The organism is Rhodococcus sp. USK10 (genome assembly GCF_019378875.1).
In the GTDB taxonomy this organism is placed as follows: Bacteria; Actinomycetota; Actinomycetes; order Mycobacteriales; family Mycobacteriaceae; genus Rhodococcus_F; species Rhodococcus_F pseudokoreensis.
On sequence record NZ_CP076048.1, the window covers coordinates 7601789 to 7614095 of the forward strand.

9 protein-coding genes are annotated in these 12307 nt (G+C 69.7%); 3 read left to right on the plus strand and 6 right to left on the minus strand.

What is annotated here, in order from left to right; genetic code table 11:
• The first annotated feature begins 3 nt into the window (after nt 1-3).
• On the plus strand, nt 4-735 hold the full coding sequence (locus I1A62_RS41655) for a DUF1353 domain-containing protein (RefSeq protein ID WP_124394670.1): 732 nt from the start codon (nt 4-6) through the stop codon (nt 733-735).
• Here the strand turns inward: I1A62_RS41655 and I1A62_RS41660 are convergent.
• On the minus strand, nt 732-1481 hold the full coding sequence (locus I1A62_RS41660; protein WP_219457975.1) for a DNA-formamidopyrimidine glycosylase family protein: 750 nt from the start codon (nt 1479-1481) through the stop codon (nt 732-734). The genes I1A62_RS41655 and I1A62_RS41660 overlap by 4 nt on opposite strands.
• A 1-nt stretch (nt 1482) precedes the next feature.
• Nucleotides 1483-5991 carry an ATP-dependent helicase gene (locus I1A62_RS41665; protein ID WP_219457976.1) on the minus strand — a complete coding sequence of 1503 codons (4509 nt, stop codon included), beginning with the start codon at nt 5989-5991 and terminating at the stop codon, nt 1483-1485.
• A 90-nt stretch (nt 5992-6081) separates the two neighbouring features.
• Between I1A62_RS41665 and I1A62_RS41670 the strand changes: the two genes are divergently transcribed.
• Nucleotides 6082-7545, plus strand: coding sequence for an HNH endonuclease signature motif containing protein (locus I1A62_RS41670; protein ID WP_219457977.1), 1464 nt, complete (start codon nt 6082-6084; stop codon nt 7543-7545).
• Between the two features lie 128 nt (nt 7546-7673).
• Here the strand turns inward: I1A62_RS41670 and I1A62_RS41675 are convergent, their stop codons facing one another.
• Genes I1A62_RS41675 through I1A62_RS41690 form a run of 4 tightly spaced genes read right to left on the minus strand, consistent with a single transcriptional unit; the run spans nt 7674 to nt 11787 of the window.
• Nucleotides 7674-8054, minus strand: coding sequence for a VOC family protein (locus I1A62_RS41675; protein WP_124394674.1), 381 nt, complete (start codon nt 8052-8054; stop codon nt 7674-7676).
• Nucleotides 8055-8107: 53 nt separating this feature from the next.
• Nucleotides 8108-9112 (minus strand): acyl-CoA dehydrogenase family protein, encoded by a 1005-nt coding sequence (locus I1A62_RS41680; protein WP_124394675.1) that lies wholly within the window; start codon nt 9110-9112, stop codon nt 8108-8110.
• Between the two features lie 30 nt (nt 9113-9142).
• Entirely contained in the window at nt 9143-10660 is a 1518-nt protein-coding gene (locus I1A62_RS41685) for an aldehyde dehydrogenase family protein (protein ID WP_219457978.1), read from the minus strand.
• Nucleotides 10657-11787, minus strand: coding sequence for a 2-oxoadipate dioxygenase/decarboxylase family protein (locus I1A62_RS41690; RefSeq protein ID WP_219457980.1), 1131 nt, complete (start codon nt 11785-11787; stop codon nt 10657-10659). The genes I1A62_RS41685 and I1A62_RS41690 overlap by 4 nt, the downstream gene beginning before the upstream one ends.
• A gap of 30 nt (nt 11788-11817) precedes the next feature.
• On the opposite strand from I1A62_RS41690, the gene I1A62_RS41695 reads away from it, so the two are divergent.
• A complete protein-coding gene (locus I1A62_RS41695; RefSeq protein ID WP_124394678.1) occupies nt 11818-12282 on the plus strand; it encodes an Lrp/AsnC family transcriptional regulator in 465 nt (154 codons plus the stop codon).
• The last annotated feature ends 25 nt before the right edge of the window (nt 12283-12307 follow it).

A 12307-nucleotide genomic window follows, 5' to 3' on the forward strand; every position in this document is an offset into this window, starting at 1 on the left:
CGCATGCCGTTCCAGGTGTCCGTGGACGATCCGACTCGCCCGCAACCCGAGCTCCGGGTACTCGACCGCAAGTTCTTCCAACTCGTCGGCGAGTTCGTCTACGTCCACGGCGACACGGTGGTGACGGTGCCCGGCTGCGCCCCGATGCCGTGCCTGCTCCGCACGGATCTCGCCTCGATCCCGGCGCCGCTGCAGGGCCTGCTCACCCCATACGGCCGGCAACTGCTTCCCGCGATCATGCACGACGACCTCTGCAAGCGTGCGAGCGCGCTGGGGCCGGAGGGAAACACGCTGCGACGCCACGCAGACGAATTGTTCCGGCTCGCCCTGCTCGACGAGGGCGTCGGACCGTTCCGCAGCCGCATCTTCTGGGTCGGCGTCGAGGTCGGCCGGTTCTGGACGTTCACCGATGTCGCCCGGTTCCTGCTGATCACGCACCAGGTGCTCGGGATGCTGTGCTGGGTGGTGGGCCTGCCGTGGGCCGTGGCGACCTCGCACTTCGGCCTGGCCGCCCTGCTGCTCGTGCTGCCGGTCGTGCTGTCGCTGGTGTGGCGCAGAGATTTTCCCGTCGCCCTGCTCGGGTGCGTCCTGCTGCCTCTGATCGCGCCCACGTATCTGCTGACGATCGGCACCGCCGCGGTGCTGTGGGTGCCCGACGGTGCCGCCTGGTTGCTCGGCCGCAGGCGCACGCGGCGACCTCCGCCGCTCGGGCCGCCGACGACGGTCCTTCGCTAATCCACCCTCGGCGGTTGGCAGTACGTGCAGAAGAAGATCTCCTGGCGGCCGAGGTCGTGGCCTTCGATCACCGTCCCGCAGCGGCGGCACCGTTGTCCGGCCCGCCCGTACACCCACGGCCGGTGACGGATCGAGTTGTTCTTGTCGGCGTGGATCATGCGATGCGCGAGCGTGACCATGGCGGGCAGGTCGGTCACCTCGGCCGCCGGAGTGTACGGGTGGACGCCGCGGAGGAAGCAGACTTCGTTGCGGTACACGTTGCCGAGACCGGCCAGATTGCGTTGATCGGTGAGGGCGAGACCGATGGGCTGTTCGCCGGCCGCCCGCAGATTTTCGATCGCCGTGCCGGCATCCCAGTCCGGCCCCAGCAGATCGGGTCCGAGGTGTCCGACCGCGGACTCCTCGTCGTCACGCCGGAGGATCTCGGTGATGCCCAGCGAGAATCCGACCGCCACCCGGTCTTCGGTGGCCAGCACGATGCGCGCCTGGTGCGCCGGACGCCGCCACCTCGAGTCCGGCGCGTAGATGTGCCACGCGCCCTCCATCTTCAGGTGCGTGTGGATGGAGTGGTCGCCGACCCGGATGAGGAGGTGCTTTCCCCGGCTGACCACCTCGTCGACCACCTCACCGGACAGGTCGACGGTGGCGTACCGTGGCACCTGCACGTCGCACCGGGTCAGGACCTTGCCTTCGAGGGCGTCGCGCAGCGAGTTGGCGGTGCGCCAGACGGTGTCGCCTTCGGGCATGTCAGGCCCGCGACCGGAATCCGCGTGGAGTGGGCGAGAACCCGGCCTCGGTCAGGATCGGTGCGAAGTCGCTGCCGTGGATGGTGTCGCCGTCCACCTTCTCGACCACGATCCTGTCGATCCCACCGCGCTTGACGACCCCGGCGAGCGTGACGGCCGCGGTGCGGAGTACACCCGGGTCGTCGGTGAACGTGAGGACGGTGCGCCCGCCACGTTCGACGAACAGGATCAGCTCGCCCTCCACCAGCACCACCAGTCCGCCGGCCTTGCGTCCCGGCCGGTGCGCGGGCGCGTCGTGGCCGCGCCGCGGCCACGGCAGCGCCGCACCGTAGGGGTTGGCGGGATCGCTGGCGGCGAGCGTCACGGCGGGCAGCGTGGTGTGCCTGCCCTCGAGCGAATCGCCGTAGCTCCGGAGCCGGTCCACCACGGGCGGAGTGGAGAACTGGGCACCGCCGAGCGACTCGACGAAATGCCCCCGCCGGCAGCGGCCGTTGTCCTCGAACGTGCCCAGCACCTTGTACATCAGCGCGAAGCCACCGGGAACGTTCTCGGTCATCACGGACCCGCGGGTCACCACCCCGTACCGCTCCAGCAGCAGTTCGGCCGTGGCGCTGGCCCGCAGCGTGGCATCGGATTCGGCGGCGGGCAGAATCGACCACCGTCCCCCGACCGTGGGCGGGGCCGTGCGCACCGGCACCGTCAGACTGCGATACGCGCGGGCGCGCGGGGGACGTCGCGGCGACCGGTGGCTCGTGGTGGTCCTCGACGTGTCCGACAGCAGGGCACGCACCGGGGCGAGGGTGTCGTTGCCGATGTGACCCAGCCACGCCAGATCCCACAACGCAGTGGCCAGCGCGGTGTCGTCGGGCATCTCGAGGGTATCCGCGAGTTGCCGGAAGAAGTACGCGCCGCCGCCGGACAGCGTGTCGAGCACCCGGCTCTGCACGTCGGTGAGGTCCGATTCCGCGGGCGTGGTCAGCGTGAGCGGTGCGGTGTCGGCGGGGTGGAGGCACACCCACCCGTCCTTGCCGGAGATGCTGCCCGCCCCCGACCACAGCACCTCACCGGTGGATGTGAGTTCGTCGAGCATGGCGGGGGAGTAGTCGGCCACCCGGGACGGCAGGATCAGTGACTCGAGTGCCGACGCGGGAACGGGAACGCCGGCAAGCTGTTCCACGACGGTCGCGACGCCGTCGATACCGCGCAGCGTGCCCCCGACGTGCTGCCAGGCCGGGAGGAAGCGGCCGAGTGTCGCCGTGCTGACCGGCTCGACCTCCTGGCGCGCCGCGGCAAGCGAGCGCCTGCGCAGACGTCGCAGGACCTCGGCATCGCACCATTCGCTGCCCGTCGCGCCAGGGCGGAACTCGCCCTCGACCACTCGCTTGCCCTGCGCGAGCCGCTGCAGCACGTCGCGGGCCACCGCCGAACCGAGACCGAAACGGGCCGCGGCGTCGGTGACCGTGAACGGGCCGTGGGTGCGGGCGTACCGGCTGATCAGATCGGCCAGCGGATCGTCGACGGGTTCGATGAACGCGGCGGGAACACCGATGGGCAGCGGCACCCCGAGCCCGTCGCGCAGGCGCGCCGCATCCTCGATGGCCGTCCACCACTCGTGACCGGCGAACGACACGCCGAGCGCCCGCTTCGCGCGCACGAGTTCGTCGAGCCAGGGGGCGGGATCGGCGGTCGACCGTGCGGCGACCTCGTCGGAGGTCAGCGGCCCCAGCAGGCGCAGCAGGTCGGCGACGCCCTCGAGGTCCTTCGCCTTGCGGTCGGGGAGCAGTCGCTGGAGTTCGAGTTCGGCGCGGGCGATGACGTCGGCGTCGAGCAGTTCGCGCAGTTCCACCCGGCCGAGCAGTTCCGCGAGCAGCGTCGAGTCCAGGGACAGGGCCGCGGCCCGGCGTTCGGCGAGCGGGCTGTCGCCCTCGTACATGAACTCGCCGACGTAGTTGAACAGCAGGGCGCCGGCGAACGGTGACGGCGACTGCGTCTCCACCTCGACGATCCGGATCTGCCGTCGTGCGAGCCTGCGCAGCAGATCTTTCAGCGCCGGTAGGTCGTACACGTCCTGCAGGCACTCGCGGACGGTCTCGAGCAGAACCGGGAACGTCGGATACCGGCGGGCCACGTCGAGCAACTGGGCGGACCGCTGCCGCTGCTGCCACAGCGGCGCGCGTTTTCCCGGGGTTCGTCGGGGCAGCAGCAGCGCCCGGGCCGCACACTCACGGAACCGGGACGCGAACAGCGCCGACCCGCCGACCTGTTCGGTGACGATGTCCTCGATCTCGTCGGTGTCGAAGACGAACAGATCGGCTCCCGGCGGGGTGTCCTCGGTGTCGGGGAGGCGCACGATGATGCCGTCGTCGGATGCCGTCGCGTTCGAGTCGAGGCCGTGACGCTCGCTCAGCCGGGCGCTGACCGCCAGCGCCCACGGCGCATGGACACGCTGGCCGTACGGCGAGTGCAAGATGAGCCGCCAGTCGCCGAGTTCGTCGCGGAACCGTTCGACCACCAGGGTGCGGTCGGTGGGGACCTGCCCGGTGGCCGTCTTCTGCTCGGTGACGAGCTGAACGAGATTGTTCGTGGCGTTCTCGTCGAGCCCACCGGTCCGGCAGCGCTCCTGCACTTCGGTCTCGTACCCCAGCGAGATCTCCCGCAGGAACTGCCCCAGCGCCTCGCCCAGTTCCGCAGGCCTGCCCAGACCGTCACCGTGCCAGAACGGCAGCCGCCCCGGCTGGCCGTAGGCGGGGCTGACCAGCACCCGGTCGAAGGTGATCTCCTCGATCCGCCAGCTGGTGGCCCCCAGCGCGAAGACGTCACCGACCCGCGACTCGTACACCATCTCCTCGTCGAGTTCGCCGACGCGGGACGCCTTCTCGCCGACCATGTAGACCGTGAACAGACCGCGGTCGGGGATGGCGCCGCCCGACGTGACCGCCAGCCGCTGCGCGCCGGGACGTCCGGTGAGCGTGTTGGCCTCGCGGTCCCAGACGAGGCGGGGCCGGAGTTCGGCGAACTCGTCGGACGGGTACAGGCCCGCGAGAAGGTCGAGGGTGGACTCGTACGCCGACCGCGGCAGCGTCGCAAAGGAACCGCTGCGCCGGACCGTCTCGAACCAGTCGTCCACGTCGAGCGGTTCGAGGGCGGTGGCCGCCACCGTGTGCTGGGCGAGGATGTCGAGCGGGTTGGCGGGGACCGCGAGTGCCTCGATCTTGCCGGTGACCATCCGCTCGACGGTGACGGCGCAGTGCACGAGATCGGTGCGGTGCTTCGGGAACACCACACCCCGCGAGATCTCACCGACCTGGTGTCCGGCGCGGCCGACGCGCTGCAGACCGTTCGCCACGGACGGGGGCGCCTCCACCTGGATGACCAGATCGACGGAACCCATGTCGATTCCGAGTTCAAGGCTGCTCGTCGCGACCACACACCGCAGCCGCCCCGACTTCAGGTCGTCCTCGATCAGGGCCCGCTGGTCCTTGCTGACCGACCCGTGGTGGGCGCGGGCGAGCAGCGGGTCGGCACCGAAGTTGACCTCGGACGGGGTGCCGATCTGTGAGGCCGGTTTCGGGTTCTTGTCGACGGCGGTCCCGGCACGTTCGGCGTAGATCTCGTTGAGCCGCGCGGTCAGCCGCTCGGCGAGCCGCCGCGAGTTCGCGAACACGATGGACGACCGGTGCGCCAGGACGAGGTCGACGATCTGCTCCTCGACGTGCGGCCAGATCGACCCCGCCTGCGGGGTCGCCGACGCCGAACCCTCGGCGGGCTCGGCGAGACCGAGTTCGGTCATGTCCTCCACCGGAACCTGCACGGTGAGGTCGAACGTCTTCGGCGACGGCGGTGCCACGATCCGGATCGGCGCCGAGCCGGACAGGAACCGGCCCACCTCCTCGTGCGGCCGCACCGTCGCCGACAGTCCGATGCGCTGTGCCGGGGTGTCGAGGAGCCGGTCGAGGCGTTCGAGCGACAACGCCAGGTGCGCCCCGCGCTTCGTGCCCGCCACCGCGTGGACCTCGTCGACGATGATCGTGTCGACCTGCGTCAGCGTCTCGCGCGCAGCGGACGTGAGCATGAGGAACAGCGACTCGGGGGTGGTGATGAGGATGTCGGGCGGATTCTTGATCAGCGCGCGCCGGTCGCCGGCCGGTGTGTCGCCGGAGCGGACACCCACCGAGATCTCCGGCGGCGTGAGCCCGAGCCGCTTGGCCGTCTGCGTGATCCCGACGAGCGGGGCCCGCAGGTTGCGTTCGACGTCGACCCCGAGTGCCTTGAGTGGGGAGATGTAGAGAACCTTGGTCTTGCGGTCCTTCCCGTCCGTGGCCGCGAGTTGGTCGAGGGACCACAGGAACGCCGACAGCGTCTTGCCCGAACCGGTCGGGGCGACGACCAGCGTGTGCGCTCGGCTGGCGATCGACTCCCACGCACCGAGCTGCGCGGCCGTCGGCGCGGGAAACGCACCGTCGAACCACTCGCGGGTGGCAGCGGAGAACCTGCCCAGGACGTCGGTCACCGTTCCATAGTGCACCGGGGGTCCGACAGGCGGCGGGGACATGGTGTGCGGTCCGTCGAATGTGTCGGTGGGGCGCAGTATGATTCGAACATGAGTTCGACCTGGGGGTTGGCGGCGGATCAGGTGACTGAACACCTGACTGCGCTGGCTGCTGCCGTCACGGGACTGCTCGACGCCGATCTCACGGGTGTATCGGATTCCGACGTGATGCTGATGATGCAGCAACTCGAGAAGTCCCTCCGCCGCGCAGGCGCGGTCTCGCAGCGGCTTATCGTCGAGAGTGTCGAACGCTCGCTGCCCGCGGCGCTCGGCCACAACTCGCCGAACAAACTCCTGGTCGACGTGCTGCGCGTGTCGGCGTCGGATGCTTCGGCGCGGGTGTCGGCTGCCCGCAACCTCGGCGCCTGGCACACGCTGTCGGGCGACGACTTGCCGGCGGCACTGCCGGAAACGGCGGCTGCGCAACGCGACGGTGCCATCGGCCCCGATCACGCCCGGGCGGTCTCGAAGATCATGCGCAAGATCCCGCACGCCGTCTCGAATGCGGACGTCGCCGCAGTCGAAGCGATCCTGGCCGAATGCGCGCGTGGCGGCACCCCGGAGGACGTCGAGAGTGCCGGTCACCGACTGCTCGCCTACCTCGATCCAGACGGTCGTCTCACGGACGATCGCGATCGGGCACGCCGACGCGGCATCACACTCGGTCGACAGGACACCGAACTGATGTCGAAGATTTCCGGTGAACTCGACCCCACCGCGCGCGCCCTCCTCGACCCGATCCTCGCGAAATGGGCCCGCCCCGGCATGAACAACCCGGACGACCCCGAGTCGCCACGCGGCGACGCCGAGGATCCGTCGATCGACCGTGAAGCGTTGGTTGCGGCCGCGGCGCGGGACACGCGCACCGCGGCGCAACGCAACCACGACGCCCTCGGTGCGATATTCAGGGTCGTGCTCGAATCTCAGATCCTGGGTCGGCACCGGGGTCTGCCCGTCACGGCGATCATCACCATGACGCTCGATCAACTCGAGAAAGCGGCGGGCGGCGTAGCGACCACGGCCACCGGCGGTCTGCTTCCCCTCGACGACGCGTTGACACTCGCGGAGAACGCCCACCCGGTGCTCGTCCTGTTCGACCACGACGGCAGGCCCCTGCATCTCGGACGGCTCCGACGGGTGGCGAGCGCGGACCAACGCCTCGCTCTCATCGCCGCCGAAGGTGGATGCACGCGAGCGGGCTGCGCGGCCCCGGCCAGTATCTGCGCGGTCCACCACGTAGAAGAGTGGCGCCACGGTGGGCGCACCGACATCGACTCGCTGACGCTCGTGTGCGATGCCTGCCATGCCCGAGTGCACGACGGGCCTGCAGGCTGGGCGACCATCAGTGCGTCACCCGGTGACGCGTACGCGGGACGCACCGAATGGATACCGCCACCACACATAGACCCGGACAGAAAACCGCGAATCAATCACCGGCACCACTCCGGTGAGCTGATCGACCGTGCCCGCCGGAGGCTCCGCGACCGGGTGCGCGCCGAGGACCGAGTGCCGTAACCGAGGCCTGTGTTCACACCGTCGCGAGATCCGCGGCGGGTACTGCTGCCGGAGCGAACGACGGCGACGGCACCTCGACGGCCACGAACTCGACGCCGGTGTACGGGATCCCGCAGCGGCCAGGACCGTCAGAGGGGAGCGAGGCGGGCCCGGAGCAGGCAGAATTCGTTGCCTTCGGGATCGGCGAGGACGTGCCAGGGCTCGTCCCCGGTCTGGCCGATGTAGGCCGAGCGCGCTCCGAGGTTCAGGAGGCGTTCGAGTTCGGCGTCCTGATCGCGGTCGGTGGCGTTGACGTCGATGTGCAGCCGCGGTTTCCCGGGTTCCGGTTCGTCTCGGCGGCTGAGGATGATCGTCGGTTGCGGGCCGCCGAACCCTTCGCGGGGCCCGATCTCGATGCTTCCGTCGTCCTCGCGGTCGAGCACCACGAAGTCCAGGACCTCGCACCAGAACCGGGCCAGCGCCTCGGGGTCGCGGCAACCGAGCACGAGTTCACTGATGCGGCATGCCATGGACGAAACCCACTTTCAGCTCTGGGAACTGTCGGGATACCCGAAACGACGCGCTAGTCGCGGCCGAGGCGGTCCAGCAACGCGGACTTGATCGCCGGACGTCCCGCTGCGACGAGGGTGAAGGTGGCCTCACGCATCAGTCGTTCCGCCGTGTTTCCCGCGAGCAGTGCGGAACTGCCCTTCGCGGTGACGAGGGCGGTGGCGGTGCGGATGGCGAGTTCCGAAGCGCGGGCCCGCGCTTCGGCGATCTCCGCGCGGCCTTCGAGTGCCGCGTTCAGGTCGAGACGTGCCCGGGCGGCCTGCTCCTCGAACGGGTCCGCGTCGACGCCGAGGGCGTGCAGTTCGCTGATCGCCCGCCGGGTGATTCCCATCGCCATGCACCCGTTGATCCACGACCCGAACAGTTGGCTCTTCGCGAAGTCCTCGGGGGAGACGACGGCGCTCACCAGATCCCGCGGTACGGCGAGCCCGTCGAATTTCAGCCGGACCGTGTTCGACCCGCGTGCCGCGATCAGCGGAAGTTCCTCGGCAGTGAGTCCACGAAGTGGTTGTGCGGGAATGATGACGTGCACGATGGAGTCGTCGAATTCGTCGCGCGCCGACACTTGGAGCAGATCGACGATGCCCCAGCCGGTGACGAACGGCGACACCCCGTCGAGCACGTAGCCGTCGTCGACGCTGCGTGCCCACAGGGTGGGCGGGACGGGAATCGCTCCGGCCAGAGCGACGCCGGCCCGCACCGTGCCGTCGACGAGTCCGTCGAGGTACCGATCCTGGAGGGTCGTGTTCGGCGAACCGGCGAGACCGGCGACGACGCCGTGATGCTGCATCCACGTGAACGCCGTTGCGAGGCAGCCGCCGCACAACGTCTCCATCACGTCGACCAGTACCGACGGCGGCACACCCTCTTCGCCGGGTGCCGCGAGTCCGTAGAAGCCGTCGGCGGCGAGAGTCTCGAAGTGACTGTCGGGAATCTCGCCGTCGGCATCGACGCTGTCGGCCACCGGGAACAGCACGTTCTCCGCGATCTCACGCGCCATCTCGGTCCAGTTGCTCACGCCCCGAGAGTAGCCGGTCGACGCCGCCGATCAGGTGAACTCCACCCCCTGCGCGAGCGGGAGTCGATCGGAGTAGTTGACGGTGTTCGTCGCACGGCGCATGTAGGCCTTCCACGCGTCGGATCCGGACTCGCGTCCGCCTCCCGTCTCCTTCTCGCCGCCGAACGCCCCGCCGATCTCGGCCCCCGATGTGCCGATGTTGACGTTCGCGATGCCGCAGTCGGAACCGTCTGCCGCCAGGAACCTCTCGGCCTCCCGCTGATCGGTGGTGAAGATCGACGACGAGAGTCCTTGGGGCACTTCGTTGTGCAACGCGATCGCCTGGTCGAAGTCTTCGTAGGTGAGCACGTAGAGGATCGGTGCGAACGTCTCCTCCCGCACCACCGACGTCTGCGCGGGCATCCGGACGAGGGCGGGCGAGACGTAATACGCGGCGTCGCTGCCACCGCTGCGTTCGCCGCCGCAGACGACGGTCCCGCCGTCGGCGCGGGCCTTGTCCAACGCGGTCTGCATCGCCTCGAAGGCGGAGCGGTTCACCAGCGGGCCGACGAGGACGCCGTCGTCGAACGGGTTCCCGACCTTCAACTGGCCGTACGCGGAAGAGATGCGCTCTACCAGTTCGTCGGCGACGGACGAGTGCACGATCAGCCGTCGCAGGGACGTGCAGCGTTGTCCCGCGGTACCCGCGGCGGAGAACACGACGCCCCGCACGGTCAGGTCCAGATCGGCGGACGGTGCCACCACTGCCGCGTTGTTGCCGCCCAGTTCGAGCAGGCATTTGCCGAAGCGCGCGGCAACGCGAGGCCCCACGGCGCGCCCCATCCGCACCGAACCGGTGGCGCTGAGCAACGCGACGCGTGCGTCGTCGACGAGTCGTTCGCCGACGTCCCCCGACCCCTGTATCAGGGCGTGGATGCCGGCGGGTGCACCGACGTCCCGGGCGGCGCGCGCCAGCAGGGCGTCGCAGGCGATCGCCGTCAGCGGCGTCCGGTCCGACGGCTTCCACACCACCGTGTCGCCGCAGACCAGCGCGACAGCGGTGTTCCACGACCACACGGCCACCGGGAAGTTGAACGCCGAGATCACTCCGACGACTCCCAGCGGATGCCACGTCTCCATCAGCCGATGTCCGGGACGTTCCGACGCCATCGTCCTGCCGTACAACTGGCGGGACAGGCCGACCGCGAATTCGCAGATGTCGATCATCTCCTGCACTTCGCCCTGCGCCTCGGACGGAATCTTGCCTGCCTCGAGCGTGACCAGTTCCGCCAGATCGGCCTTGTGTTCCGTCAGAAGCTGACCCAGACGGCGCACCACGGCTCCGCGCTGGGGGGCGGGGACGGAACGCCATTCGAGGAAGGCCTCGTGGGCCGCGGTGATCGCGCGATCCACGTCCTCCGCGCTGCTCGCCGTCACCGTGCGCAGTTCGGTCCCGGTAATCGGTGTGCGCGCGACGAGCGGTCCACCGCCGTCGGTGATCTCGGCGCCGCACCTGATCAGCGCTTCCTCGGCACGTCGGCACAACTCCTCGGGGGCGGGAAGGTTCACGATACTGTCCTCTCTCGGGAATGGTGCTGCTGCTGTCGGTAGAGCGTGAACGGGTCGTGCACGGCCCGGCCGAGTGTCTCGGAGAGCCACGGTAGGTGGTCGGGGCCGGAGTCGACCGGTATCGGCGGGAAGTCCTCGTAGAGGATGGGCTCCACGACGTGGCCGTCCCCGGTGCGGCGGTGGGCGAAGTACGCCAGCCCCTGCGCCTCCAGTTCCGCTTCCGTCTGCGGGAACTCGTCCGCCCCGTGGGCGGCGTACAGCGCCCGTCCCTCGGGTGTCAGTGCGATGCCGCGTGATTCCGCCACCAGGACGCCGCCCGGTGTGCCGGCGGCGCCGAACGACACCCGCCGCACGAGGACGTCCGGGCCACCCGCGCGCAAATGGTCGGTGCCGTCGATCCTTCTGAGTCCGTGCCGCGCCGCCCGCCCGCACAGTTCGTCGAGGTCGAAGACCCGCGGTGCGAGGTGCACGACCCGCACGCCCGTGCGCCCACCGAGGCCGGCGGCGACGGGTGCGACGCGTTCGAGCGCGGAGAGCCAGGATCGGTCGGCCGCGGTGTCCGACGGTGCGAAGGCCGTGGCCGCGAGTGCGACGAACCGTTCCGCCGTCGGCGCCGTCAGCCCGCCCTCCTCGGTCGCGAGCGCGGCCAGGTGCAACAGCTCCGTGGGAAACACGCTGCGGGCGGCGAGGACATTCTCGAGGCGGTGCTGCAGATCGCTGTCGAAGAACCGGCGATCGTCCGTGGTGAGCATCGATGCGAGCATCCCGAACGGGTTGCGGGCCAGTTCGATCGGGTCGACGGGACGAAACACCGTCGAGACGACGGGCTTCGGATCGGGTGCGTCGCGCCGGTCGTAGCAGCCGACGGGGTGCATCCCGAAACCCGAGAACAGGATGGCGGCCTGACGAAGCTCCGTGGGCCCACCCAGGCGGATCGCGCCGTGGCGCTCCACGGTGACCCGGGCGAGGCCACCCCGGCGTTCGGCATCGGCCGGGTTTCTCGCCGCGAAGTCCGCGTTGACCTCGTCGGCCACCTCGACCAGCGTGTCGTAGGCGGGCAGCGTCCGGCCGTACGCCGCGCCCAGTGCGCGGGCGAAGCGGGCGCGGAGCTCCCACGTTTCAACCATGATGCACCTCCGCTGGGCTAGCCTGCGCTGGTGGTGGAATCTTTCCGTAGCGACGCACCCCATACTCCTCTCGACGACATCGATCGGGTACTGATGCAGGAGCTGGTGGCCGACGGCCGGGCGACTCTGGCGACACTCGCCGAGAAGGCCGGGCTGTCGATCTCCGCGGTGCAGTCCAGGGTGCGCAGGCTCGAGGCCCGCAAAGTGATCCGCGGGTATACCGCGAAGATCGATCCGGATGCGCTCGGGCACGGTCTGTCCGCATTCGTCGCGATCACCCCTCTCGATCCGTCGCAGCCCGACGACGCGCCCGCCCGGTTGCGGACTCTCCCCGCGATCGAGGCGTGCCACTCGGTCGCGGGGGAGGAGAGCTACGTGCTGCTGGTGCGCGTCGCCTCGCCGCGGGAGCTGGAACACCTTCTGCAGGAGATCCGTGCCACCGCCAACGTACATACGCGCAGCACCATCATCTTGCAAACATTTTACGACAAGTGAGCTCTGTGCCGGATATGTTGCCGAA

Coding starts and splice junctions, on each gene's coding strand:
- I1A62_RS41655 (WP_124394670.1), top strand. CDS start 4: ATGCCGTTCCAGGTGTCCGTGGACGATCCGACTCGCCCGCAACCCGAG.
- I1A62_RS41660 (WP_219457975.1), bottom strand. CDS start 1,481: ATGCCCGAAGGCGACACCGTCTGGCGCACCGCCAACTCGCTGCGCGAC.
- I1A62_RS41670 (WP_219457977.1), top strand. CDS start 6,082: ATGAGTTCGACCTGGGGGTTGGCGGCGGATCAGGTGACTGAACACCTG.
- I1A62_RS41675 (WP_124394674.1), bottom strand. CDS start 8,054: ATGGCATGCCGCATCAGTGAACTCGTGCTCGGTTGCCGCGACCCCGAG.
- I1A62_RS41690 (WP_219457980.1), bottom strand. CDS start 11,787: ATGGTTGAAACGTGGGAGCTCCGCGCCCGCTTCGCCCGCGCACTGGGC.